Annotated in this window: 25 protein-coding genes; 4 read left to right on the top strand and 21 right to left on the bottom strand. The window is 58.6% G+C overall.

Features of this window, described 5'->3' with window-relative positions; translation table 11 throughout:
* Positions 1–11 precede the first annotated feature (11 nt).
* Complete coding sequence (locus tag NYP16_RS09600) at positions 12–1,376, top strand: sodium-dependent transporter (protein WP_274943917.1); 1,365 nt, start codon at positions 12–14, stop codon at positions 1,374–1,376.
* Between the two features lie 46 nt (positions 1,377–1,422).
* Here the strand turns inward: NYP16_RS09600 and NYP16_RS09595 are convergent, their stop codons facing one another.
* The 15 genes from NYP16_RS09595 to mdcA all read right to left on the bottom strand — a co-directional run bounded on the left by NYP16_RS09595 (position 1,423) and on the right by mdcA (position 15,221).
* On the bottom strand, positions 1,423–1,632 hold the full coding sequence (locus tag NYP16_RS09595) for a hypothetical protein (RefSeq protein ID WP_274943916.1): 210 nt from the start codon (positions 1,630–1,632) through the stop codon (positions 1,423–1,425).
* A gap of 55 nt (positions 1,633–1,687) precedes the next feature.
* A complete protein-coding gene (locus tag NYP16_RS09590) occupies positions 1,688–2,242 on the bottom strand; it encodes a Dps family protein (RefSeq protein ID WP_274943915.1) in 555 nt (184 codons plus the stop codon).
* A 174-nt stretch (positions 2,243–2,416) separates the two neighbouring features.
* Complete coding sequence (locus tag NYP16_RS09585; RefSeq protein ID WP_274943914.1) at positions 2,417–3,421, bottom strand: LacI family DNA-binding transcriptional regulator; 1,005 nt, start codon at positions 3,419–3,421, stop codon at positions 2,417–2,419.
* A gap of 101 nt (positions 3,422–3,522) precedes the next feature.
* On the bottom strand, positions 3,523–4,146 hold the full coding sequence (gene eda, locus NYP16_RS09580) for a bifunctional 4-hydroxy-2-oxoglutarate aldolase/2-dehydro-3-deoxy-phosphogluconate aldolase (protein WP_274943913.1): 624 nt from the start codon (positions 4,144–4,146) through the stop codon (positions 3,523–3,525).
* Positions 4,143–5,105 carry a glucokinase gene (glk, locus tag NYP16_RS09575; protein WP_274943912.1) on the bottom strand — a complete coding sequence of 321 codons (963 nt, stop codon included), beginning with the start codon at positions 5,103–5,105 and terminating at the stop codon, positions 4,143–4,145. The genes eda and glk overlap by 4 nt, the downstream gene beginning before the upstream one ends.
* Before the next feature lie 2 nt (positions 5,106–5,107).
* Entirely contained in the window at positions 5,108–6,931 is a 1,824-nt protein-coding gene (gene edd, locus NYP16_RS09570) for a phosphogluconate dehydratase (protein WP_346742500.1), read from the bottom strand.
* Positions 6,928–7,623, bottom strand: a complete 696-nt coding sequence (gene pgl, locus NYP16_RS09565) for a 6-phosphogluconolactonase (protein WP_274943910.1) — start codon at positions 7,621–7,623, stop codon at positions 6,928–6,930. Before pgl ends, edd begins: the two co-directional genes overlap by 4 nt.
* The gene (gene zwf / locus NYP16_RS09560; protein WP_274943909.1) at positions 7,616–9,121 is read right to left on the bottom strand and encodes a glucose-6-phosphate dehydrogenase; all 1,506 of its coding nucleotides are present in this window, start codon (positions 9,119–9,121) and stop codon (positions 7,616–7,618) included. Before zwf ends, pgl begins: the two co-directional genes overlap by 8 nt.
* A 160-nt stretch (positions 9,122–9,281) precedes the next feature.
* Entirely contained in the window at positions 9,282–10,193 is a 912-nt protein-coding gene (locus NYP16_RS09555) for an ACP S-malonyltransferase (RefSeq protein WP_274943908.1), read from the bottom strand.
* Between the two features lie 4 nt (positions 10,194–10,197).
* Complete coding sequence (locus tag NYP16_RS09550; RefSeq protein ID WP_274943907.1) at positions 10,198–10,791, bottom strand: malonate decarboxylase holo-ACP synthase; 594 nt, start codon at positions 10,789–10,791, stop codon at positions 10,198–10,200.
* A gap of 4 nt (positions 10,792–10,795) precedes the next feature.
* Positions 10,796–11,611, bottom strand: a complete 816-nt coding sequence (gene mdcE / locus NYP16_RS09545) for a biotin-independent malonate decarboxylase subunit gamma (RefSeq protein ID WP_429913150.1) — start codon at positions 11,609–11,611, stop codon at positions 10,796–10,798.
* 1 nt (position 11,612) lies between these two features.
* Positions 11,613–12,449 carry a biotin-independent malonate decarboxylase subunit beta gene (locus NYP16_RS09540; protein ID WP_274943905.1) on the bottom strand — a complete coding sequence of 279 codons (837 nt, stop codon included), beginning with the start codon at positions 12,447–12,449 and terminating at the stop codon, positions 11,613–11,615.
* Positions 12,446–12,739 carry a malonate decarboxylase subunit delta gene (locus tag NYP16_RS09535; RefSeq protein WP_274943904.1) on the bottom strand — a complete coding sequence of 98 codons (294 nt, stop codon included), beginning with the start codon at positions 12,737–12,739 and terminating at the stop codon, positions 12,446–12,448. Before NYP16_RS09535 ends, NYP16_RS09540 begins: the two co-directional genes overlap by 4 nt.
* A complete protein-coding gene (locus tag NYP16_RS09530) occupies positions 12,727–13,572 on the bottom strand; it encodes a triphosphoribosyl-dephospho-CoA synthase (RefSeq protein WP_274943903.1) in 846 nt (281 codons plus the stop codon). The genes NYP16_RS09535 and NYP16_RS09530 overlap by 13 nt, the downstream gene beginning before the upstream one ends.
* Positions 13,572–15,221, bottom strand: a complete 1,650-nt coding sequence (mdcA, locus tag NYP16_RS09525) for a malonate decarboxylase subunit alpha (RefSeq protein ID WP_274943902.1) — start codon at positions 15,219–15,221, stop codon at positions 13,572–13,574. The genes NYP16_RS09530 and mdcA overlap by 1 nt, the downstream gene beginning before the upstream one ends.
* Before the next feature lie 119 nt (positions 15,222–15,340).
* Here mdcA and NYP16_RS09520 point away from each other — a divergent pair, with 119 nt between their 5' ends.
* Both NYP16_RS09520 and NYP16_RS09515 read left to right on the top strand, forming a co-directional pair.
* Positions 15,341–16,006, top strand: a complete 666-nt coding sequence (locus NYP16_RS09520) for a GntR family transcriptional regulator (protein ID WP_274943901.1) — start codon at positions 15,341–15,343, stop codon at positions 16,004–16,006.
* 60 nt (positions 16,007–16,066) lie between these two features.
* Complete coding sequence (locus NYP16_RS09515; RefSeq protein WP_274943900.1) at positions 16,067–16,807, top strand: polysaccharide deacetylase family protein; 741 nt, start codon at positions 16,067–16,069, stop codon at positions 16,805–16,807.
* Here the strand turns inward: NYP16_RS09515 and NYP16_RS09510 are convergent.
* From NYP16_RS09510 to NYP16_RS09485, 6 genes are all read right to left on the bottom strand, one after another.
* Positions 16,776–17,984 (bottom strand): glycosyltransferase, encoded by a 1,209-nt coding sequence (locus tag NYP16_RS09510; protein ID WP_274943899.1) that lies wholly within the window; start codon positions 17,982–17,984, stop codon positions 16,776–16,778. The two genes, NYP16_RS09515 and NYP16_RS09510, sit on opposite strands and share 32 nt — an antisense overlap.
* 17 nt (positions 17,985–18,001) lie before the next feature.
* Positions 18,002–18,541: a DUF2141 domain-containing protein gene (locus tag NYP16_RS09505; RefSeq protein WP_274943898.1), complete on the bottom strand. Its 540-nt coding sequence runs from the start codon at positions 18,539–18,541 to the stop codon at positions 18,002–18,004.
* Positions 18,538–19,515, bottom strand: a complete 978-nt coding sequence (locus tag NYP16_RS09500) for a hypothetical protein (protein ID WP_274943897.1) — start codon at positions 19,513–19,515, stop codon at positions 18,538–18,540. Before NYP16_RS09500 ends, NYP16_RS09505 begins: the two co-directional genes overlap by 4 nt.
* A complete protein-coding gene (locus tag NYP16_RS09495; RefSeq protein WP_274943896.1) occupies positions 19,508–21,946 on the bottom strand; it encodes an LptF/LptG family permease in 2,439 nt (812 codons plus the stop codon). The genes NYP16_RS09500 and NYP16_RS09495 overlap by 8 nt, the downstream gene beginning before the upstream one ends.
* A gap of 64 nt (positions 21,947–22,010) precedes the next feature.
* The gene (locus tag NYP16_RS09490) at positions 22,011–23,207 is read right to left on the bottom strand and encodes a glycosyltransferase family 4 protein (protein ID WP_274943895.1); all 1,197 of its coding nucleotides are present in this window, start codon (positions 23,205–23,207) and stop codon (positions 22,011–22,013) included.
* Between the two features lie 566 nt (positions 23,208–23,773).
* Complete coding sequence (locus NYP16_RS09485) at positions 23,774–24,355, bottom strand: cupin domain-containing protein (protein ID WP_274943894.1); 582 nt, start codon at positions 24,353–24,355, stop codon at positions 23,774–23,776.
* 134 nt (positions 24,356–24,489) lie between these two features.
* Here NYP16_RS09485 and gabT point away from each other — a divergent pair, with 134 nt between their 5' ends.
* On the top strand, positions 24,490–25,782 hold the full coding sequence (gabT, locus tag NYP16_RS09480; RefSeq protein WP_274943893.1) for a 4-aminobutyrate--2-oxoglutarate transaminase: 1,293 nt from the start codon (positions 24,490–24,492) through the stop codon (positions 25,780–25,782).
* The last annotated feature ends 18 nt before the right edge of the window (positions 25,783–25,800 follow it).

The following is a 25,800-nucleotide window of genomic DNA, read 5'->3' as shown; positions in this document are numbered from 1 at the left end:
GGGGTTTCCATATGACTGTTGCTGGCGAGCGGAAGTGGTCTTCCGAACTCCTGTTCATTGCTGTGTCCATCGGAACCGCAATCGGGATCAATACAGTCTGGCGCTTTACCTATCTTGCCGGAGAAAACGGCGGGGGCGCTTTTGTCCTGATATTTCTGCTCGCCCAATTTCTCATTGCCGTTCCAGCCCTGATCGCGGAATACGCCATTGGACGCATGGGGGCCGCAAGCGCGGTTCAAACCATGGATCGCTTGCGGCAGTCCCAAAGCATCAGCGTCAACTGGCGTCGTTTCGGCATCATGGGGACGCTCGCTGTCTTTCTCATCCTTAGCTTTTATTGCGTCATCGCCGGCTGGACGTTTGATTATTTTGTCCAGGCGCTGATGGGCAAGTTCCAGAATATATCCATCGAACAATCCTCCGCCGGATTCGACAGCCTGATGGCTTCACCGGCGCGACTGATCCTGTTTCAGGCCATCTTCATTGCCGCCGCAGGATATTTCGTGGCGCGCGGCGTCAACAAGGGCGTTGAAGCGGCCCTCGGCTGGATGACCTCCGGCTTGCTGGTGATCCTGTTTCTGTTGTTTCTTTATGTGGTCATCGAAAGCGAATTTCTGGCGGCCGCGAAATTCATGTTTCTGCCCGACCTTTCCAAAGTCACCTTGCACACCGTCACCGTTGCTTTCGGCCATGCCTTTTTCTCGCTCGGTGTCGGCGTCGGCGTGATGTTGACGCTTGGGGCCTATATGTCGAAATCCTATTCCATCGGCAAAGCCTCCATGGTGGTGGGCGGGGCCAATGCCATTGTCTCCATCGTCGCGGGCCTGACGATTTTTCCCATCACCATCCAATATGGCCTGTCTCCGGCCGAAGGGCCGGGGCTGTTGTTCAAAAGCCTTCCCGTGGCGTTCGGACAGATGACCGGCGGCTATCTGTTCGCCACCCTGTTCTTTCTGTTGCTTGGCTTTGCCGGGCTCACCTCGGCGATCACGCTAATTGAATCCATCATTGCCGTGCTTGAGGATTTCACCAGATATTCGCGCAAGGTTCTGGTGCTCGCCACCTGCTTTGCCATTTGGGTGGTCGGGCTGCTCACGGTGTTTTCCTTCAACATCTGGCAGGATTTCCACCCTTTGAGCGGCGCGCCGATCCTGACCAGCGCCAATCCGTTTCAGATCATTGATTATGTGGCCTCGAACATCATGATGCCGCTTGGCGGGATCCTGATCTGCATTCTCGCCGCCTGGGCGCTGACACCGCATTCCATCCGGGAGGAAGTGAATTTCAAATCCCCGGCCATTCATTCGGTCTGGTTTTTTACCATCCGCTTCATCGTGCCCCTGGCCGTGTTATTCCTGTTCATCGCCAACATCTGACGACTGTCCCAAAAAACAAGACCGAGGCGCACTCGACATCGAACGATCAGACTTTACGATTGTCCCCTGACGACGACCGGTCCCTTGTACAGGGGATGGAGGTCGGGTCGCTTGCAGGAAAGGTTTCCTGCAGCGCTTCATCCAGCAAGTCTTCCAGATGCTGACGGTGTTTCTCCTGGCGCTCCTGCTCAGCCTTATCGTGGTTCGCCGAGGTCTGCTCTACGCTTGTCTTATCAGTATCCTTGAATTGAGCCACCATTCGTCTCCTTGGTTGAAGTTTGCGGCCCTGTTACAGGCCGCTTTTCCACCCCCTAGACATGTAGCAGCGGCGTATCGACCAGATGCTCTGCAATGAACCAGGCCTGTGCTTCATTGAGGCGGATCACACCTGAAACGATCACGTCGTTCGTGCCATCATCGCCCTGATCATCGACCTTGGAGGCGGCGTCGTGGCTGTCCATCAGAATCAGCTCATGCCCCTCAAGCAGCCGCGACAGCATGGCCGGAACCTCTTCACAGCCATTCGGAGCCCGCCCAATCTGCGTGAATTCGGCAATATGCCGGGGATCACCCACCGCAATACCACCAAGACTCTGAATCCGTTCAGCAACCATATCGATCAGCTCGGAAAGCTCGCCCGCATGTTTATCAAGTATCAGATGTAATTGATAAAATGTCGCGCCGCGCATCACCCAATGATGCTTCTTATAAAGGGCATGCAGAATCTGCAGATCGGCCAGGATCTGGTTAAGCCGTTGACATGAATAAAGCCGAACATCGCGGGAAAGGCCAATAGGTAATTGGCGCACAGTGCCATAGGCTTGAATTTCAACGCCTTCTTGATGAAGCCATGGCTGGCTGCTCATTTTGGAGTTTTCCGGATTGGTCTTGGCATGGGGCTTCGTCATCAGGCGTTCCTTTCGAGGGGAGGCATAATTGGGGGGAACTTATGCTTACGAAGGATACACGTCTGTCGAGGATACACGCCGAATTCACCGGAGACAACGATCATGCTGAAAAGGCCGGCCTGCGGCTGTCCTTCACGCAGGCCCGGTGGATTGGCGAATGATGACCCTGTAGGGCATGCGAATGCTGTGCGGGGTTTCCCCCCCTCGCCGCTCGATCAGCATGCGGGCCGCCTCCGCCGCCATGTCAATTATGGGCTGGCGGACTGTGGTCAAAGACGGCCAGACCAGCTCGGCAATGGCGCTGTCATCATATCCCGCCACTGAAACGTCGACGGGAATTTTAAGCTCCAATTGACTGGCGGCGGAAAAAACCCCGGCCGCCATATCGTCATTGCTGGCGAAGATGGCCGTCGGCCGGTTTTTCGCGCCGAGGAGCTTGCGCCCGGCGACCATTCCCGACTTGAAGGAAAAATCGCCCTGGGCCACGCGCACCTGTTTTGCGTCACCACCCATGGCAACAATGCCAGCGATGAAACCGTCAAGCCGCAGCTTTGACGCCCCATGTGTTGCAGGCCCCGCAACAACTGCCAGCCGACGATGACCAAGATCCCATAAATGCCGGGCAATTTCACCGGCCGCCGCAGCATCATCGCTCATCACCTCGTGGGAGCGCCCTGCATAACCTGCCGGGGTCAGACGCACATAGGGAATGTTTTTGGCCTCAAGCGCCTCCAACACCGGCTCGCAATCCGTGACCGGCGGCGACAGCAGAACGCCATCCATGCGCGATGTTTCAAGCATCTGAGCCATCTGCTGCGCGACCTGGCCAGCCGCCAGATTGATTTCCTCGATGGTCAGATGATAACCCGCATCGCGGCAAGCCTTCATGGCCCCGCGTTGCAGGCTGACAATATAACTCGGGCTTGGATTGTCGAAAATCGTGCCGATCACATAGGACCGCGACCCGGCCAATGAACGGGCAGCCGCATTCGGCACAAACCCCAAAGCCTTGATCGCCGCTTCGACCTTATCCTTCATAGCCGAGCGGACATTGGGCTCGCGGTTGATGACACGGGACACCGTCTTGATAGAAACACCCGCCGCATTCGCCACGTCGATGATCGTTGTCCGGGTCACGCTCAGCACCTCATGAGAAAATCTCCGAGGCCATTATATACCGACTTCAAAGACAAAAAGACAGCGCTGCCATCGTGTTAATCCTCCACCGGGTATAGAGATCAGACACCCCGTCCCGCCGCAGTCACCGCCTGAAGCGCACGCAGCCGAACGGCATCAGCATCAACCGGACCAGACGGCACAAGCCAACTTCCCCCCACACAAAGCACGGACGGAAGCGCCAGCCACTCCGCCAGCCGATCCGCCGTAATGCCCCCCGTCGGGCAAAACCGGCACTGTCGAAACGGCGCCGCAAGAGCCTGCAACGCCCTTATCCCCCCCGCCGCCTCAGCCGGGAAAAACTTGAAATGATCAAGCCCAAGATCAAGCCCGCGCATGATATCGCCCGCCGTGGCAACCCCCGGCAGAAACGCAATCTCCCGCGCCATGGCCGCTTTGGCCAAAGACTCCGTCAGACCGGGCGAGACAATGAACTGTGCCCCGGCCTCCATCGCCGCATCAAGATCCCGCACCGTCAGCACGGTCCCGGCCCCGACAATCGCCCCCTCAACGGCAGCCATGCGAGCAATAACGTCAAGCGCCGCAGCGGTCCGCAATGTGACCTCAAGCACCGGCAAGCCGCCTGAAACCAAAGCCTCGGCCACAGGGCGCGCGTCGGCCGCATCCTCAACCGTCAGCACCGGAATGACCGGCGCCCGGCGCATAAGCGCGTCGATACCGCTCACAAGCCATGCTCCTCGGCAAAGGCCGCAGCGGCCCCGATCAATCCCACATGGGGATGGGTGATCAGTTTGACCGGCAGTTCCATCATCATGGCTTCAAACCGTCCCTTAGCGGAGAACCGCCGCGCAAACCCCGAATGTGCAAGCCGGTCCGCAAGCCGCAGGCCAACCCCTCCGGCAATCACCACCGCCGACGCCCCCTGCGTCAAGGCGATGTCCCCCGCAACCGAGCCAAAAATCAGACAAAAGCGATCAAGCGCCGCAACCGCCAAGCGATCGCTGCCATCAAGCGCTGCGGCCCACAGCGATTTGTCATCCTGAAACAACCGGGGCGCGCCATCGATTTCCGCCAGCGTCTCATAAATCCCAAGCAGCCCGGGACCGGACACCAGCCGCTCCACGGAGACGCGGAGATAGCGTTCCCGCAGCCGCCCGAGCATGTGATCCTCGATCGCATCAAGGGGCGCGAAGTCGCTATGCCCGCCTTCGGTTTCAATCACATAGGCATGACCGTTCCGCCGCAACAGATGGGCCACACCAAGCCCGGTCCCCGGCCCGATGATGCTGATCAACCCCTGCTCCGGCAAGGGCCGGTCCGGCCCCATGACATGCTGCAAATGCCCCGTGTCAAGATGCCGTACCGCATGACCGACCGCCCCGAAATCATTGACCAGGGTCAGCCTGTCAAGATCCCGCCGCAGCGCATCCACCGACAACACCCAGGGGCAGTTGGTCAGTTTGATTTCCCGACCTTTCACCGGACAGGCCACGGCAATGGCAGCCGCAGACGGCAGATGCCCGCCATGCCGCGCGGCGAAGTCCTCCCAGGCGGATTGAAACGTCGCGTAATGTGCCGTTGCGAGCGTGGTCATATCCCCGACCTCGATCACCCGGCCTTCGGCAATCCGCGCAATGGCAAAGCGCGCATTGGTCCCCCCGAGATCGACGGCTACCACATCCATGTCTATATCCCCGCCGCAGCCAACAGGGGTGACGCTCCCTGTTCAGCGCCATTCACAGCTTGCCGCATCAAGGCAAAAAGCTCTCGTCCCATACCGTCCTGTTGCGGCGGCGGCGACGCAGGCTCCCGCGCCTGCCACACCGCCGGATCAAGAAGAACCGCAAGCTCCCCCCGCTCTGCACAAAGCCGCACAGGATCACCATCGCGCAACAGCGCAAGGGGACCGCCGCCATAAGCCTCAGGGCTCACATGGATCGCCGCCGGAACCTTGCCCGATGCCCCCGACATGCGACCGTCCGTCACCAGCGCCACACGATGCCCGCGATCCTGCAGAACCCCGAGCGCCGGTGTCAATTTATGCAGTTCCGGCATGCCATTGGCGGCCGGGCCTTGGAAGCGCAAGACAACAATCACATCGCGATCAAGCTCGCCCGCCTTGAAGGCCGTGAGAACCTCCGCCTGATCGGAGAAAATCCGCGCCGGCGCCTCGATCGTCCAATGGCCCGGATCAACCGCGCTGGTTTTAAAAATGGCGCGCCCGAGATTACCTTCTATAAGCCGCAAGCCGCCATCAGTCGAAAATGGCGACCGGGCCGAGCGCAGGATGGTCTGATCACCGCTTTCGTCCGCCACATCCCGCCAGTCCAACTCCTCGCCCTCAAGCACAGGCACACGGGCATAATCGCCCAGATCGCGCCCGCCCACCGTCAGGATATCCCGGTGCAACAACCCCGCGTCAAGCAACGTCGCAATGGCAAAAGCCATGCCGCCCGCAGCATGAAACTGATTCACATCCGCACTGCCATTCGGATAGATGCGGGCAATCAGCGGCACCACCGCCGACAAGCGATCGAGATCCTCCCAATCAATAACAATACCGGCGGCGCGGGCAATGGCCGGCAAATGAATGGCGTGGTTGCTCGACCCGCCGGTGGCGAGAAGCCCCACCGCCGCATTCACAATCGCCTTTTCATCCACACATAATCCAAGCGGCCGATAATCATCGCCATCCCGGCCAATAGCCGCCAACCGATGCACCGCCGCCCGCGTCAGAGCCTGACGCAAGCGCGTGCCCGGATTGACAAAGGCGGCGCCCGGAATATGCAGGCCCATGACCTCCATCATCATCTGGTTCGAATTGGCGGTGCCATAAAATGTGCAGGTTCCCGCACTGTGATAACTCGCCGCTTCGGCATCAAGAAGATCGCTGCGGCTGGCCTTGCCTTCTGCATAAAGCTGACGGACGCGTTGTTTTTCCTTATTGGCAAGCCCCGACGGCATCGGCCCCGCAGGCACCAACAGCCCCGGCAAATGCCCAAACCGCAGCGCCGCCATCAACAGCCCCGGCACAATCTTGTCGCAAATCCCAAGCATCGCCATGCCGTCGAACATATTGTGCGACAAGGCCACCGTGGCGGACAGCGCAATGACATCCCGGCTCCAAAGCGACAATTCCATGCCGCGCTGCCCTTGCGTCACCCCATCACACATGGCCGGAACGCCACCCGCGACCTGCGCCGTTGCCTGCACTTCGCGCGCATAAATCTTCATCTGCTCAGGATAGCGATGATAGGGCTGATGGGCCGACAGCATATCGTTATAGGCCGTAACGATCCCGATATTCATCGCCCGATCCGCACGCAACAGCGGCTTGTCTTGATCGGCGGCGGCAAAGCCATGGGCAAGATTGCCGCAATCAAGCCGTGTCCGCGACACACCCGCATGTTGCTCCCGCGCGATCAGATCAAGATAGGCCCGGCGTGTCGGACGGGACCGCGCGACAATCCGATCAGTAACAGCCGTCACAACAGGATGCATGGACATCATGGGCACCAATGAACAAGAACAGGCGACGGCATCGCCGCCAGAATATGAGCCACCGGCAAGGACGATCCCGTCCCCTCGGCAAACGCCCGCTCGACAACCGCTTTCTTCGCCGTCCCGCTGATCACCAGCATAAGCACAGGGGTCTCCACGATCGCAGACAAGCTCAGCGTCACACGAGCATGCGGAGCCTCAGGCGGCAACGGGTCCGGCCGAACCCCGATGGCCCGCGCCGCAGTTTGCAACGCCGCATCCAGATCAGGCCCCGGAAACAGCGAGGCCGCATGGCCATCCGTCCCCATGCCAAGCCAGACAAAATCCGGCGGCCAATCATAATGATGCAGACGCCGATCCGCCGCTGCCCCCGCCTGTTTATACTCAGCCTCATCCGCCACAAGCGGCACCACATCAGCCCCGAGGCCAGAAAACCAACGCGACAACATACCCGCATTGCTCATGAGGTCGTGACGCGGCACCAGACGATCATCGCTTGGAATGATCGTGACCTTGCCCCAGTTCGCAACGTTGGCCGACAGATGTTTAAAAATCGGCTCCGGCGTCGTGCCCCCCGGCAACACCACAAGCGCGCGATCCCGCGCCGCCAGCGCCCGTTCAATCCGCGTCTGCAAATCTTTTGCCACCGCCAAGGCCATGGCCGCAGGATCAGCATGGATCCGCCAGGTGATCTCAGTCATTCCAGCTCACTCCATCGCGTTCCGTCAGCGCAATCGCTGCCGACGGCCCCCAGCTGCCCGCCACATAAGGCTTGGGCTTCAATCCGTGATAGGCCCAGCCGTCGCGAATGGCATCGATCCAGTCCCATTGCGCCTCGACCTCATCGCGACGCACGAACAGCGTTGGATCGCCATTGATAAGATCAAGCAGCAATCGTTCATAGGCAATGCGTTTGCGCTGATTGGCAAAGGCATCGCTCAGGGACAGATCAAGCGGCACTTCCCGCAACCGGATGCTGCGATCCAATCCCGGTTCCTTCACCATAACCAGCAGACGGATATATTCATCGGGCTGCAAGCGAATGACCAGTTTGTTGGCGGCAAGCTCCCCGCCCCTGTCGCCGAAAATCGAATGCGGCACCGGCTTGAACTGCACCAGAATTTCCGACTGCCGCACCGGCAGACATTTCCCCGTGCGCAAATAAAACGGAACGCCTTTCCAGCGCCAGTTATCCACATGAGCCTTGAGCGCCACAAAGGTTTCCGTCTCGGACCGGCGACCAAGATCCTCCTCATAGCCCTTGACCGGCTGGCCATCCACCGCACCGGCGCCATATTGGCCAAGCACGCTGTGGCTCACCACCGTCTCCCGATCGATGGGCCGCAGGGAGCGCAGCACCTTGACCTTTTCATCGCGCACGGCAGTGGCATCGAATTGCGCCGGCGGCTCCATGGCCACCAGCGCCAGCAACTGCAACATATGGTTCTGCACCATATCGCGGAGCGCGCCGGTCTCGTCATAGAACCCGCCCCGCCCCTCAAGCCCCACGGTCTCGCTGACCGTGATCTGCACATGGTCAATGGCGGCCGCTGTCCACAACGGCTCGAACAGGCAATTGCCGAACCGCAACGCCAGAAGATTCTGCACCGTTTCCTTGCCGAGATAATGATCGATGCGAAACGTCCGCTCCTCAGGGAACGCCGCAAGCACCGCTTCATTGATCTCCCGGCTCGACCCAAGATCATTGCCGAGCGGTTTTTCAAGTGCAAGCCGCGCCGAACCATGGGCCAGCCCCGCCGCCTCAAGCCCTGAGATTGCCGACGCAAACAAAGATGGCGCGGTCGACAGGAAAATCGCGAGACCGCGATCCTCAGATCCCTTGATTGCAGAAGCAAGAGCGCCAAAGCTCTCCGCCTCCGTCACATCGACCGGCACATAGGACAAACGGGCCAGAAAACTGTCGAGATCCGCCTGAGGGGGCGCATAACCCGGCATGAACCGCCGCAGCGCCTCCGCCGTGTCCTGACGAAAAGCCGCCGTCTCCAGCGCCGAGCGCGCCGTTCCGATGATGGTCAGATCCGGCTGAAGCAAACCCTCGCAATGCAAGGCAAACAGGGATGGCAACAACATGCGTTGCGCCAGATCACCCGTGACACCGAATAAAAGCAGAGATTGCGCCGCCCCAGCCGACAGATTGGCCCCACTTGGCTTTTCCCCCGCCAAAGCCTTAATTTGCATCGAATTCCGTCCCCAAAAATTCCCTGAAAACGAGATTAGGATGAGAATGACAATGCTGTCAATTAAAATTGACAGCATTGTCATTCGTTATAATAGATATAAAAATTAAAATATTCTCTCTGTGGCTGCAGCTAAATCGCTCTATATATTGCCCGGCCGGTCAAATCTTCCCGACCATGGAGACCGCCTGTTCCAGCGACAGCTCCTGCAACGCCACAGCCTTTAAGGCAGGCAGGGAAAATCGCGCCAATCCACTCAGGACATTGCCCGGCAACAGCTCTAAAAACATTTCGGCGCCAAGTTCCTGCATCAAAGTCGTCGCATCATGCCACGGCACCGGGAACGCAAGATTTGTCGCCAGTTCTTCCCGAACCTGCGCCGCATCGCGCAGCACCCGACAGCGACGATTGCCGATATAAATCATAGCGGGCGACCGCATGGGAATGGTTGCCGCAATCTCCGTCAGCTCATCCGCCACAGCCGACAACAAAGGACAATGGGACGGCACCGCCACATCCAGAAGCTCGGCCCGCCGCGCCCCAAATTTGCGCGCCTCAGCCAGCACCGCAAGCAAAGCCGTCACCGCGCCGCTGATCACAAATTCCGTGGGAGAATTCAGGTTTGCAATATAGGCGCGCTGATCCGATCCCGCGATCAATTTGCGCACAGAATTTTCCGTCAGCCCCGCAACAACCGCAAGCCCATATCCCGTCGGGTAAGCCACCGCCATCAACGAAGCCCGCTTGTGCAAAAGCAACAAGCCATCCCCGAAATCAATAGCATCGGCGATGATGGCCGCGCTGTAGGATCCCACAGACAACCCCGCCACCATATCCGGCCGCACCCCGTCCGCTGCCAAGGCCCGCGCCGTCGCAACCGAGGCCACCACCGTCGCGATCTGCACCGCCACCGTTGACCGCAAAGCCTCTGCGCCGTCGAGATCAAGAACATCAAACCCGAGATAATGCGAAGCCTCACGCACCGTTTCCGCGACCGCCGGATGATCCGGCAAGTCATGCAGAAACCCCGGCGTTTGCGCACCCTGACCCGGGCATAAAAAAGCAAGCGTCATAGCCTCACCCGTCCCAAGGGTCATCAACAAGACAAGGCCCTTCGCATGTCTTCAAAACCATGCGCCCGCCCCTTACATATTCCCGGAGCGCCACAGCCCCGCGCGGCACTTCCAGACGGACATCCGAGCGCAGCGGCAAACGATCCAGAAGATCAGCAGCTCGCGCACGGTCCAGATATTCGGGCGCGCGCAGAATGATATCAAGATCGCTCTGCTCCGTCACAGCGAGATATCCTGTCACCAGTTCGAACCCGACACTGCCACCCGGCCCCCAGACATAAGGCGTGCCTGCCATCACGGATAAAACCGTATCCAAAGCAGCAAGCGCCGGAAGCATTCTCCGACGTCCAGCCAAACCATCCCGCACAATGTCATAGGGCGTTACATGCGCGGTGACACCCGCAACCGGAAGCCAGGCGGCAAACCGCTGATCACGTGTTTGCCCGCGCACCCCAACCGCAATCCGGCCATCCGAAGACAGCGCCCGCCGCACAACCACCCATGGCGCATCCGCGAGTGCCGACCGCGCCCAATCGGGCATGTCCCCGATCAAAGCCTCAGGGTCAATCCGCAACAGATCATGGACGGCAACATCCATAAGCTCACCGCATATCCCATTGTTCGGAAATTTTCTGCCGCACGGCAATGGACGCCGCACGCATGTCGCGCGCCTCAGGCGATGTGAGACGGCAACCAAGATCACGCGTCGTCGAAGCACGCACATCCATAATCGCTGCCACAAGTTCCTGCTTCACCCGCGCCACATCATCGGCTCCCGGATCATCCGCCGCCACACCCGCGATCACGCCGGACAACAATCCAAGCTTCGCATAATCCTTGAGCACATAAGACATGGGCGGAATGCGCGCCCCAAGCTCATCAATTTCCTGCAAGCAGCGCCGGGTCACACGGGCCGCGGCTTCACGCCCCATGGCATGAATAAGCACTGCGGGATCATCCAGCGCAAGAAGGCGATTGGCCTGATATCCATGGGCCAGAAACGCTCCCGACATAGCCTTGCCCACCAAAAGAGCAATCACAGGATGCCCCCCAAGCCGCGCCGCCGCATAAGCATCCGCCGCCGCCGCACAGGCAAGATGAATGCCAAGCATTTCCTCCCGCCGCCCATAGGCCTGACTGGTCACATCCACCAGTGCAACAATCGGACGCCGCGCCCCACCCTGATCCGCACGCATGGTGTCACGCAGAATGGCCGCAAGACCCCAGCCTTCATCAAGCCCGACCTCGCCATTGCGTGCGCGCGGAAACCGATTTTCGGCATCCGGCACAACGGTAATAAAGCGCGCCGTTTCCTCATTCAAAACAGCATCGGCATAAAGCACGGTGGATGTGCCCGATACAATTTGCGGCGCTTGATCCGTAAGCGCTCTCAACCAAATATGTCCCCGGCTGGTCATATCACTTCGTCCCCCACGTCTGCCGCAGCTCAACAGGCGATAGCGCAACTGCGGGATCGATCGCCGCGATCTTGGCCCGATATCCATCCACATCCGCGCTTCTATGCAGATCCGGACAGCCATCTTTAAACGCACGGCGCACAGCGTTTGCAATCTCCGTCACATCATCTTCCACAAGATCATCCGCCAATCCCGTGGCGTGACGTTGGGCACCGCCAATCAGGCTCCAGATCAACCGGCGGTCCGATGCATCCAGTTCCGCAATGCCCGCTTCCTGCTCAATCACTTCCGGCCCATTCATACCGAGGCGCGCCTGTTTGGTGACAATCAAGCGACTGCATAACGCCGCCGCCAAAGACATGCCGCCGAAACAACCAACCATCCCGGCCACAACCCCAACCACAGGCACATATTGACGAAGCGCAACAATCGCCGCATGAATTTCCGCAATAGCCGCAAGACCCAAATTCGCTTCCTGCAATCTCACGCCGCCGCTTTCGAACAGAATAACTGCCCGCGTAGCAATGCCTTTCTGGTGATCCAGCAAAGCCTGCTCAAGCGCGCCCGCGATTTTCGCCCCCGCCACTTCGCCCATGCTGCCGCCCTGAAACGCGCTTTCAATGGCCGCGACCACCGCCGACACGCCATCGATCGTCCCGCGCGCCAGCACCACGCCGTCGTCCGCTTGGGTGACAATATCCTGCAAGGGCAACCAGGGCGACACCAGCCGATCAAACGGCCCAAGAATTTCCCGAAAACTGCCAGGGTCGAGGATCTCACGGGCACGCTCCCGCGCGCGCAATTCGATGAAACTTTGTGCCGACAGCCCCTGCGTCATGACCGGATCACCTCCACCGCCTGTTCAAGCCTGAGCGCCACCATCCCGGGCGTCGCGCCAAAGTCATTGATCTCGATGGACACCGCCGCATCAAACCGACTGAAAAACCGATCAAGCACAATTTTCCACACCGGCCCATAGCCATTCACACTGGTGCTGACCACAACATGGGTCTGCTGATCCGGCGAGAGTTCCATCAGAATCTCAAGATCGCCCGACCCGACCACGCCCACATGAGCCCGACTGTTCACGCGCTCCCCGGCTTCATAGGTAAAGGTCAAACGCTCCATGACAATTCCCTCTCCAAACGATCCAGAAATAATGTCGCGGCCAGAAGATCCGCCGACCCGCCCGGTGACGCAAACAACGCCATCAGATCCGCATCAAGCCGATGCAAATACCCCATGCCTGCGCGAGTTGCCGCACCGCCCGCGTCCAACGCAATCCGCGCCCCGCGTTTGGCCGTGTCAAGCGCCACACGGCCGCCCCGATGCAGCAAACAAGTATCATCCAGCGACGCCATGATCGACAGCAAGGCATCAAGCTGCGCCTCTGTCTCACTGGCTCCGGCCTTGCGACTTTGCCTGAGCGCGGGCAAGCCGATCTCGATCACATGGGGAAAACCATCCAAGGCCTCACCCCTCGCGCCCGCCACACCGAATATCTCGCACACGCGCTTGCCGTTGCTCTCACTCACGGGGGCAAAGCGATCGGAATGCCCCGCAATATCCTGCGCCGTCGCCGCGATCCACAAAGGGTCACTGCTTCCAGTTGACGCTACTCCCGCAACCAGCAACCCCAGAATCCAGATGGCCCCGCGATGGGCATTGCTGCCCCCCGTCGCCGCCATCATGCGCACCTCCCCCGCGCGACCGATCAGCGCCAGATGCTCGCGCAAAGTCTGATCCGGCGCGCGCCCATCCGCCGCCTCGGCCATGGCGCGGAAACTGTCGCGCAGGGCCTCGGCCGAACGTCGCAACAACCCGAGATCAAGATCATGATGCGCCCCCGATCCTCGTCGATCGACCAGCGCCGGTTTCGGCGTCAACTCCGCCTCCTCCAGCAAAGCCCAGACCGCGAGATCGGCAATCTGTTCCTCCGGCCTGACGCGTAGCCTCTCCATCACCAGCTCCTGAACCGGGCTGGCGGATCATAAAGCCCGCCCGACCAGGTCACGAGATCATCGATAGAGCGCGCCGCAAGCAAAGACCGCGAAGCTTCAAGCGGGCTCACCCCCAGATCCTCAGGGTAAGCTACGATCCCCCGCGCCCGTAAATCCGCCGTCACCTTGGGCTTGGCCGTCTGGCCGATTTCGGTCGCCCCGGCCACGGCAGCAATAGCCGCCCGCCGTTCCTCGCCATCGACCTTGTAAAGATAGGCAATGCCTTCCTCGGTCACCACATGCGACACGTCATCGCCATAAATCATCACCGGAGCAATGGGCATGCCGCTTTTGCGGCCAACCTCCACCGCGTCCAACGTCTCGACAAAGGTGGGAATGCCCCCTGCTTTAAACGTCTCCACCGTTTGCACAACCAGTTTCCGCCCCCGCGCCACCGGCTCCGTCGAGGTCATCAGGCTGAGCCAGGCTTCGCTCGCATGGCGACGGCCACGCGGGTCATGCCCCATATTCGGTGCCCCGCCAAATCCGGCCAGACGCCCCAGCGTCACCGTCGACGAATTGCCATCCCGGTCCATCTGCAAGGTGGAGCCGATGAAAAGATCGACCCCATATTGCCCGGCCAACTGACAGAACACCCGGTTCGATCGCATGCTGCCGTCGCGACCGACAAAAAAGATATCCGGCCGCGCGCGGATATATTCGCCCATGCCAACTTCACTGCCGAAACAATGGACACTTTCAACCCAGCCGCTCTCAATGGCCGGAATAAGTGTGGGATGCGGATTAAGCGCCCAGTTGCGGCATATTTTCCCCTTCAGCCCCAGCTTTTCCCCATAAGTCGGCAGCAGCAATTCAATGGCCGCAGTATCGAACCCGATGCCATGATTCAACGCCGTCACGCCATGCCGTTCATAGATGCCGCGGATGACCATCATCCCCATCAGAATCTGCAAATCGCCGATATGCCGGGGATCGCGCGTGAACAGCGGCTCGACCGCATAAGGACGATCGGCCTTGACCACAAAATCCACCCAGGACCCGGGAATATCGACGCGCGGAAGCTTGTCGACGATTTCATTGACCTGCACGATCACCACGCCATGGCGAAAGGCCGCCGCCTCGACAATGGTCGGGGTGTCTTCGGTGTTGGCGCCGGTATAAAGATTGCCCTCGGCATCCGCCTGCTCCGCACAGACAAGCGCGATCTGCGGCGTAAGGTCCACAAACATGCGGGCATAAAGCTCGATATAGGTATAGATCGCCCCGATTTCGAGTTTGTCGTCTTCAAGCAATTGCGCCATGCGCAGGCTTTGCGGCCCGGCAAAGGAGAAATCCACCCGCCGGGCAATGCCGCGTTCAAAAAGATCCAGATGCTCCCGCCGCCCAAGGGTCGAGATCAGCAGATTGATCCCATGAACCTTGGCCGGATCGACCATGGCCAGCGACCGCGACAAAAAATCCGCCTGTTTCTGATTATTGCCTTCCAATGCCACCCGGTCGCCAGGCTCGATCAGCGCTTCAAGCGCCTCGACAATGCGGTCACTGCGCAAAATCCGCCCGTCGGCATAAGCGCTGGCCCGCGCAATCCGCAGCGCCTTCCGCGCCGGAAGCGTCGCCCATGACTGTCTTGCCCCGTCCACAGCACTCATCCGGCAACTCCCTTTGCGCCCGAATCTGCATAAAGGATACATATATTGAAAAACTCAGGCCATAAGAATATATTGAGGAATAATTTTTATCTTATGTATACATAAAGACCACATACATCATGCTGCAAACACAGACCGAAGACCGTGGATCGCTGACCGAACGCATTCGCCTCAGCCTCGCCGATGACATCGCCACCGGCCGCCTCAGCCCCGGCATGGTGCTGGACGAGGCGCGACTGGCTGAAAGCTACGGCGCCTCCCGCACCCCCGTGCGTGAGGCCGTGCGCCAACTGGCCGCCGCCGGGCTGGTTGAAATCCGCCCGCGCAAGGGCATCGTCGTGCTGCCCATGACCCTTGAAACGCTGTCTGACATGTTTGAAGTCACCGCCGAGGTCGAAGCCATCTGCGCCCGCCTCGCCACCAACCGCATGACGTCGCTTGAGCGCTCAAAGCTCAATATGCTGCATGACAGCTCGGAACAGTTCCTGAAAACTGGCGATGTTGCGGGCTATGACGCCTTCAACCTTGAATTTCACACCGCCATTTATCAGGCCACCCATAACAATTTTCTGGTCGAACAAGCCCTGCAATTGCGCGCCCGATTGCTGCCCTTCCGCCGCACCCAATTACGCACCAGCGGCCGCCTGCAGCAATCGCAGCTTGAGCACGGGCAGATCCTGAAAGCCATGGCGCGCGGCAATGCCGACGAAGCCGCCTTCGCCATGCGCGAACATATGTTGAATGCCGGAAGCGCCCTCGCCCGCTTCCTGACCACGCAAGTTTGACGCCAGACGCCCAGTCATAGTAATCTCGCCCAACCGAAATCGCTCTCCCGAGGACAAATTTTGAAGCGCCTTCTTGTCAGCATCCATGATGTCGCGCCAAGCCATTTCGCGCGGCTCGAACGTATCGTCCCTTTTCTGGAGGAGACCAACGGCATCGGCACGCGGTACAGCATGCTGGTGGTTCCGGATTTCTGGCGCAAAGGACATCTGCGCGACGACCCGGCCTTTTGCGCCTGGTTGCGGGCACGGGCGGCGGCGGGCGTGGAAATGATCCTGCATGGCTATTACCACCGCGATGAGACCCCTCATACATCCTGGGGGCAAAGCCTGAAGGCCTCGGCCCTGACGGCGCGCGAAGGCGAATTTCTCGGGCTGTCGCGGGCGGAGGCTCTCGCGCGCATGCAGCAAGGCAAGGCCGAACTTGAAGATATTCTCGGCCAGGCGGTCAAAGGCTTCATCGCCCCGGCCTGGCTCTACAGTGCCGGTACGAAAGACGCGCTCAAAGATGCCAATATGATGTTCGCCGAGGACCATTGGCGGGTCTGGCTTCCGGGACAGGACCGCGTGGTCGCCAAAGGCCCCGTCATCAGTTACGCAAGTCGCAGCAAATCCCGCATTGCGAGTTCGCTGTTATGGTCGCGGCTGGCCACAACGCTGCTCCGCCCCCTCGACACCGTGCGCCTCGCGGTCCATCCCCATGATTTCGACATACCGTCGCTGATTACCGAAACCCATCGCGCCCTAGGCGTTCTGCAACAGAACCGCCAGCTCAGCTATTACTATGAGCTGGCTGCAGATTGAACAATTCGCGGGTTTGGTAATGATGCGGCCCCCGCGCATACAGATCGAACAACTGACGGAAATGCTGCTCGGGCGGGCCGATGCGCATTTCTGCCGCCTGAAAAGCCCGGCTCGACATATCGGACCAGTTGCGCTTTAAAAGATTGAGGATCGCGCCCGCCGCTTTGTCAGCACTGCCTGTCTCATAAACTTCCGCATAATCGATATGGGCAAGATCAAACGCGCCACCGGCATCGGGCACGATCAACGGCACGCCGGAATACAAAGCCTCCGCCGCCACAAGCCCATAAGTCTCCGACGCGCAGCCATGCAGCAAGGCATCGGAACTGGCGAGTTCACGGGCGAGCTGCTCCCGATTGAAAATCGATCCGGCCAGATGCACCTGCGGCACCGACCGCGCTCGACGTTCCGTAAGCGCCCGCGAAATGCCGTCGCCGACAATATAAAGCCCGACCGGGCGATGTCTGTTCGCCTGCTCCACCGCATCAATAAGCATGCCCAGTCTTTTTTCCGGATGATGGCGACCGATGCTGATCAAAAGCTTCGCATCCGGTCCAAGACCACATTTCGCCAGCATTTCCTGACGCACCGAAAGATTCCGCAAATCCGGCGAAAACAGGGACCGATCAACACCAAACGGCACCGCTACCGGATGATGCAGCTGAAACGACGCAAAGCGTTTCGCCAGCCAGTCGCCGGACACCGCCGTGACATCAAACCCGGTGCTCAATTTCCGCAGATAGGACCAGAACCAGCTGCACAGCTGATCAATTCTCCGGCGCGACAAAATCCCGTCCAGCACCACATGCGGATAGGAGGCCACGGGATCGGCATGCATGAACAGGGCCTTTGACGCCGGCCCGTCCCAGTTGCGCACAATCCACGCGCCGCGCCAGGGCGACGAGGCCTCGACAACATCGGGGTTTTCCGCATCGAGAATACGATGGACCGCATCCTGTCCCCAGAACATGTGATAGCGATGATCGACCGGCAGGCGCGGCGACTTGACCCATATGATCCTGCCGCCGTCACAGTCTTCCGTGGCGTCCTGCGCGCCCGGCGCAACGACGACAACCTCATGGCCAAGCTTTGCTGCAGCAGCAAACTTCTGGTGGATATAGGTGCGAACACCCCCACCTTGCTTACTGTAAAACTCAGCAACATCAACAATCTTCATTTCACGCAGTTACCTTATTATTTCGGGCGGCTCACAGGACGCGGGGTCAGTCCATGCATGTAATTCAAAACAACCGTAAGGTCTTTGACACCCCCCCCTACGGAGAAGATGACATCCTTAACCGACGGCTTGGATAAACCCAAGCGCGGATTGTTTGAAAACCCCACGCCATCCGTGAATAACGTAAATTTCTTATTATAATCCCGATCATGCAGGACCATCAGGCTGTACTGTCCTGCCCCCGGCGGTTGCAGGCAAATGGCCACAGGCCCCTCTGCCGGAGTGGGAACGTCGATACGCACAAAAACCGCGTGACGCGCCAGAAGATCATCACGATCGGCCAGAAAATCATCAGCCTGATCGGAATAAAGCTCCAGCCGGACCTGCCCTTTGCGATCCTTGAATCCCTCCACATGAACAAGAAGCGCCGGGACCGTAGACCCGGCCTTGCAGATCTCCGGGTGAGGACCAAGAATAACTTCCCCCGCCAAAAGCGGCGTAGCCGCCCCAAGCAGCAAAAACAGACCCAGTATTTTCCCGACAATCCGCTCTGTCATGACAAGTTGCTATCCGCTGATTGAAACCACCCCTTGAGCAAATTCCCCTGCAACCCTGCCGCACCGTTCATAATTGTGCCAACGATACAAATTGTCAGATGACAAAGGACTGTCAATGTCGCCGCCGTCATAAACATGCCAAGAACCGACAATTGCGACGACAGAACATGCGGCGCGAGCCCGATGGCAAGTCCCGTGAACAGCAGATCCTTATTGGGCAGAAACGGCACCCGACCCAGCACCATCTGCGCCGCCAGAAAGATCGCCCAGACCTTGAAGGAGATATCAGGGAAAAGACTGGACCACATGGCAATCTGCAATACCATCACCGCCGTGATACGCAGACAATGAGCCATGCAAATGATCATCGCCTCGCGCCAGGTCATGGCCTGCATGCTTGATCGCGTGCCGATAAGCAGCACAAGAAGGCCAATAACCACAACGCCCAGCAACAGAATGGTCTTCAATCCGATCTGCTCATAAAGCGTCGAAATTCCAACCACCTGTCCCGTTGCCGCAACAGCAAGAATTGCCAAGGTCATCACATTCGACGACAGCGCCGAAAGGATATTGACGTTCTTGACCGCATCAAAAATTCGCGCACCCGTCAGCTCGGATTTTTTCTTAACCCAGAAATAGAAAAAAGCTTCTCCGGAGTAATCAAAAAACCCCTCATTGCAGGCACGCTTATAGAACATCACCGGAAGGCTCCCGGCATTCAACCTGAAGAGCCAGCGATAAAGCAAAAAGTCCGCCAGCGGCGGAGTGATATAAAGACAGACAAAGAAACCGTAAAACCACCCACTCCTTGGCAAGGACAGGAAAATCTCATGCCAGGAATAATCCGACAGCCGCGAAATCATGAAATATACAACCGCAGCCAGGACCAGCCCCTGAACAGGCAGGGCCAGCTTGCGGCCAATCGGCGCAAGCTTCACCCCAAGCGTTTGCAATTTGGATTTAACCTCAACCATAAGTAACCGCGGCCTCTCTGATTTCGTCCGGCTGTCGCGGAAGCCTGTGCGTTTTGACATCAAATGCATTCAGATAAGCAGCGGACCCCACATCCATGCAGTAATCCATCGCCTTCTCCCGAAGTGGTGCGGGATCATGCGCGCTTGTAAGCCCCGCAATCATGGCATCCGCTAGGGCATCCATATCACCAACTGGCACGATCCGGCCCAAACGGCCATCCTCCAAAAGCTCGGTAATGGCCGCGGAACACTGCGTTGTCACGATCGGCACGCCACTTGCCATGGCTTCGATCAACACTGCCGGAAGACCTTCATAGGTCGAAGACATGGCAAAAAGCTCAGCCTGACGCAACCAGCCGCCAACATTGCTCGCATAGCCCACAAGCGTCACCCGATCTTGAAGACCAAGTTTTTCGATTTGCGCCTCAACGACCTCCCGCTGATCCCCTTCCCCCAGAATGACCAACTGGATCGCCCTTTGAGCCGCGACCTTTTCGAAGCTCTGAATCAAACCGGGGAAATTTTTCTGCCGCACCAGCCGACCCACCGCCAGAATATAAGGCACGGCTGGAAGGTTCGGAATGTCTTCGCTGATCGTGTCCTGCAGTTTGCTTTGCGACGGCAGCGCCGGATCCTTGATCATCACCATCTGATCCGGCCGAAGCCCCATGACGCTTTGTGCTTCGGTCGCAAGCGCGGGCGACATGGCCACATAAAGGTCGATGAAATGTTTTTGCAGCCTGAGCCATACCTCATAACCGACCTGCACCAGCCACGGCATATCCGCCCGCCGCAACGCATTGCTCAGTTTGGCCACGATCGGAGGACAACCACGCCCTGCCATCAGCCGCAAAACAACCGCCGTATCGGTGTAATAATTTCCCGGGCAGAAAATAATATCGGGGCGCAATCGCCCCAAAACCCGATTGAGGCCCAAGGCCAACCGCACCCCCGATAACGGCCCCTCGGCGATATGCCTATCCGCGAGCACGACCTTGACACCCTGCGGCAGCATTGCCGCCAACGGGCCATCGGCCCGTCCGGCAAAAATCGTCACGTCGCGCCCTGCCTCAACCCAGGCTTCCGCCAGCCGAAGCGCAATACGCTCGGTCCCGCCAAGTTCGAAACTCTCGAAGATGATCAGAATATGCTGTGCTTCGCCAAGGATCTTTGTGCGAATGGTTGATTTTTCAAGCATGGCGCTACGTGATTCCAATCGTTTTTCAGATCGCGATCCAAACCCAAAAAGGGACCGGCCAGCCATAATTCCCCGCATGGCACCTTCAAGGATTGCCGAAAAGGACTGATCGATCGCGCCAACCAGATAGCCGCGATCGCGGCTCACCGTCACCTGAAACAGCCAGCCCGATAGCGCTGCAAAAATCAGCAAAGGTATGGCCTGCGCATAAAGCGGATCGATCGATCGCGACGCCGCCATCTGTTCAGCGCCATCGGCAATCTTCATGAAGGCCACAACGATGATCAGCCCGACAAACAACCCATAAGCGCTGCTGACACGCTTCGGCGGAACTGCAAGCGCCATGGCCAGCGGCGGAATGAACAGACAGAACAGGATCTGGGCGATACGGCGGAAAAATTTGGCCAACGCGCCGCGTTGCGTGCTGGCGTCGACCTGCGGATCATGTCCGATCGTCCAAAGTTCCGGCAAGGTATATTGCGTAAGCTTCATTGGCGGAGCCAGAAACTGCGCGTGACTTGGCGAGTGGATATCCAGATCCAGACTGCCAAATTCCATCGTCGCCGGCTGTTTGTCTTTTGGATTGCTGCGCACCAGCGTGCCGTCACTCAGCCGCAGCACCAGGCCCTGGGTCTGGGCATCGGCAACCACCTTGCCCTTTTGCGAGACACCGACCCACTGTTCGCCCTTGTCATCCACGCGGCGAAAAAAAATGCCGCGCATATCATCAGAGCCATTGCGGATTTCATCAACGCGAAACGCCAGATTGTTGCTGAGCTTTGTAAGCTCTCCGGCCTTGACGGTGATCCCGAGAAGCCCTGCCGACATATCCCGGCGCAGCAACTCAAAAACTTTCTCTCCGCGCGGTTCAACAAAGCCGACCAGCGCAAAATTGATCACGCAAATCAACGCGGCGAAAATGAACGGAATTCTCATCAACCGACGTTCCGGAATCCCGGTGCCGACAATGACATCCAACTCATTCGATAGCGCCAGATTGCGAAAAGCCAGACTGACCGACAGGAACAGCCCGAGCACCAGACCAAGACTGAGATATTCCGGAATGAGGCTCATCAGCATCTTCCAGACAATCGGAAGCGGGCCGCCCAAAGCCAGGGCAAATTGAAAAAGCCGCAACATATTGTCAAGCAGCAGCAGCATGACGGCGATCACAACCGTCACCATCAAAGGCCAAGCGATCAAACGCGAAATATACCGATCAAAAAACCGCATGCTGCTCTACTGAAATCACATCATCACACCGGCAAAATCCACCCGGCAAAATCCTACCGGGCCCTCATTGCCCTGGCACATAATCCTGCCGTTGCCTTTTCGAAACCTGATGCTTGCGCTCGGCGCTCCCGATCGCCGATAAATAATTCTGGGTGAGCGAGTTCAGGATCTGATCCCATCCTCTACCAAGGCTTGCCTGTCGAGCCGCCATTCCAAATTCCTGACGCATCGCCGCACTCTCGATCAACAGCGCCATGTTGTTCACCATGCCGTCAAGATCGTCGGGCGCACTCAGGAACCCGGTCTCGCCATTCACCACAAGCGAGCTGCTGCCCGTCGACTGCGTGCACACAGTGGGCAAGCCAGACGCCATGGCTTCAAGGGTCACGTTGCCAAAGGTTTCCGTTTGACTGGGGTTGAGAAAAACATCCCCCGAGGCATAGGCCCGGGCAAGATTTTCTCCGTTCAGGAAGCCGGTGAAAATGGCCTTGGGCAGATTGCGCCCAAACCACTCCCGCTCCGGACCGTCCCCGATGACCAGCACCTTATGCGCGATATTCCGTTGCTCGAGTTTACGGCAAACATCCGTGAAGACATCCAGGCCCTTTTCAAGAACCAGACGGCCAACGAAGGTGATCACCACATCCCCGTCGTCAATGCCAAGCGACCGGCGCCAGCCAAGATCACGCCGCGCCGGAGTATAAACTTCCGTATCGATGCCACGGCCCCAGATACGGATATCATCCGACATACGCTCAGCCTCCAGGACCTCCGCCATACTATCGGACGGCGCATAGATCTGCTGGCAGCGGCGGTAAAAATTCCGGAAATAAACTTGCAGCGCGCCCTCAAGCCAGCCCAGGTGATAATATCTTAAATAAGCTTCAAACCTTGTATGAACCGAGGCAACGGCCGGAACCTGCATCTTCTCGGCCAAAGCAAGGGCCCGGTTCCCAAGCAGGTCCGGAGCCGACAGATGAAAAATATTGGGCTCAAACGCCAGGATATCATCGCGGATATGACGCGGCAAACCCAGAGCCAGGCGATATTCCTTGCGACGGGGCAGCGAGATGGACGGAACAGATATGAGGGTGCCCGCCGGAGCAAAAGCCGGCGTATCCGAAGTCGGAGAATAAACCCTTACGGTTGCCCCGTGGCGCTCCAGATATTCAACCAATTTGTTGAGTGCCTGATTAGCGCCATCCTTGACATAATTGTAGTTCCCCGAAAACAACGCAATACGCAGCCCGTCAACCTTCATCAATCCCTCCTGAAACGTAGCTTACTTATTGCACGACAATATGTCTTTGTGATGGCATCGACCCCACCAAGTGGCGAGAAAGCCCCTCTGAAACAGCCATTTTAAAGGGATTCCGCAAGGGATCACATAATTGTGATCTTTTAGCAACTAATTTGATATTCCGGCGATGCTGGTCGCGCCACCCCGTCCATTCGACACCAAGCCTATGCCGCAAGCAGCTCCATCACACCCGTATAAATTATAGCTACAATCAATTACTTAATTAAAAATTAAGCACAAAATTTCAAAAGAACACCCCGCAGATAAAACACATAATAACGCGTATTCATGTATAAGATACATTCCAGAAAATTGAATTCTTTTTCAGTTCTGTGATATTTTAGACACAGGAGAACAAGACCAATCGGCAAGCAGGACTTAACCATACAAAAACACAGCATCCACTTTATGTAAGATACTGTTAAATAAATAAAATACTCATACCACCCCGTTTCAATCCAGCGCTCGATTTACGCGAACATCCCCTGCGATCCCGTTAAGATTGCCATCCCATCATGACAAGAACCTTACAGATAAGGCGGCGTGCAGGCGGAAATGACCACGGCATCGTCATCGCCAATATTGCGGAACCGATGCGGCGTCCGGCTGTCGAACAGATAAGCGTCCCCCGGCCCGAGCACCCGTTTCTGGGTACCCACCGTGATCTCCAATGCCCCCGACAGCACCACCCCGCCCTCATGAGCATTATGTTCAAGCATGGTCGGCCCCGTATCCGCGCCCGGTGCATAGCGTTCATGCAGGATCTGCAGGTTATGCGCCCGCGCCTCCCCCACCTGCCGGAACAGGATCGGCGCCGCCTGATCCGCCCCATGCAATCGCGAGGTCAGGTCCACAAGCTCATGAGCGGCAAAAAACACGCGATCGCTTTCCGGCCGGTCGGGTTCGAAAAATTCGGCCAACGTCATGGGAACCCCGCTCAGGATCTTGCGCAGGGACGCGACCGACGGACTGCTGCGGTTCTGCTCGACCATGGAAATCTGCCCATGGGGCACGCTCGCCCGTTCGGCCAAAGCCCGTTGACTCAGCCCCGCAGCCCGGCGCACTTCCAGCAACCGCGCCCCCACATTAAACCCGTCAAAATCGTCCATGAGCCTCATATCCTTCAGCTTTTCTCAACTTACCCAGTCCGGCCCGTCCTGACAACATCAAGAATAAAAGCATTTGCTCAAGATATAAAGCATTGATAGGCTTCGCCCATATTCATGTGTCAGATGAGGACGCCATGACAAAAGCCAGCGAACTGAAAGCAAGACAGACAGCTGCCGTGACCAATGGCGTCGGCACCAAAGGCATCTATGCCACCCGCGCCGAAAATGCCGAGCTTTGGGATGTGGACGGCCGCCGTTTCATCGACTTCGCAGCCGGGATCGCGGTCGTCAACACCGGCCACCGTCACCCGAAAATCATGGCCGCCGTGGCCGAACAGGCCGCGCTTTTTACCCATACCTGCTTTCACGTGGCCCCCTATGAAAGCTACATTCGGCTGGCCGAGCGGCTGAACACCATCGCCCCGGTGACCGGTCCGGCCAAGACCATGCTGGTCACCACCGGAGCCGAGGCCGTCGAAAATGCCATCAAGATCGCGCGCATCAGCACCGGCCGCACGGCGGTCATCGCCTTTGCCGGCGGGTTCCATGGCCGCACCATGATGGGCATGGCGCTGACCGGCAAGGTCGTGCCCTATAAAAAGGGCTTCGGTCCCTTCCCGGCTGAGGTGTACCACGCCCCCTTCCCCAATGATTTCATGGGACTATCGGTCGACCAGGCGCTCGCCGGACTTGACATGTTGCTGGCCGCCGATGTCGACCCGGCCCGCGTCGCCGCCTTCATAATCGAGCCTGTGCAGGGCGAAGGCGGCTTCCTGCCCGCCCCCGCCGCTTTCCTTCAGGCCCTCCGCGCACTCGCCGACAAACACGGCATCCTGCTGATTGCCGACGAAGTGCAATCCGGCATGGCGCGCACCGGCAAAATGTTCGGGATCGAGCATGCCGGGGTCAAAGCCGATCTGGTCACCATGGCCAAGGGCCTCGGCGGCGGCTTCCCGCTTTCGGCGGTCGTCGGCCGCGCCGACCTCATGGACAGCGCCCATGTGGGCGGCCTCGGTGGCACCTATGCCGGAAGCCCGATCGCCATCGCGGCGGCAAACGCCGTGCTGGATGTGATCGAAGACGAAAAACTCTGTGACCGCGCAGCCGCAATCGGCGCGAAAATCACCGGCCGTCTCAAGGACATTGCCAGTCGTCAGGGCATGGAGGCCATCGGCGACATTCGCGGCCCCGGGGCCATGGTTGCGTTTGAACTTGTAACCGACCGCGAAAGCCGCACCGCCGATACCGCGCTCGTCACCGCCATTGTCGCCGAAGCCGAACAGCGCGGCCTGATTCTGCTCAGCTGCGGCACCCGCTTCAACGTCATTCGCCTGTTGCCGCCGCTCACAATTCCGGACGCGCATCTTGACGAAGGCCTCGATATTCTGGAAGCATCCCTTGAGGCCGCCGTGCGCGTCCGCGCCTGAACCCTGAACCCGAGGACA

The organism is Govania unica, from assembly GCF_027920805.1.
Classification (GTDB): domain Bacteria; phylum Pseudomonadota; class Alphaproteobacteria; order Sphingomonadales; family Govanellaceae; genus Govanella; species Govanella unica.
This window is presented reverse-complemented; position numbering and strand designations above follow the sequence as displayed.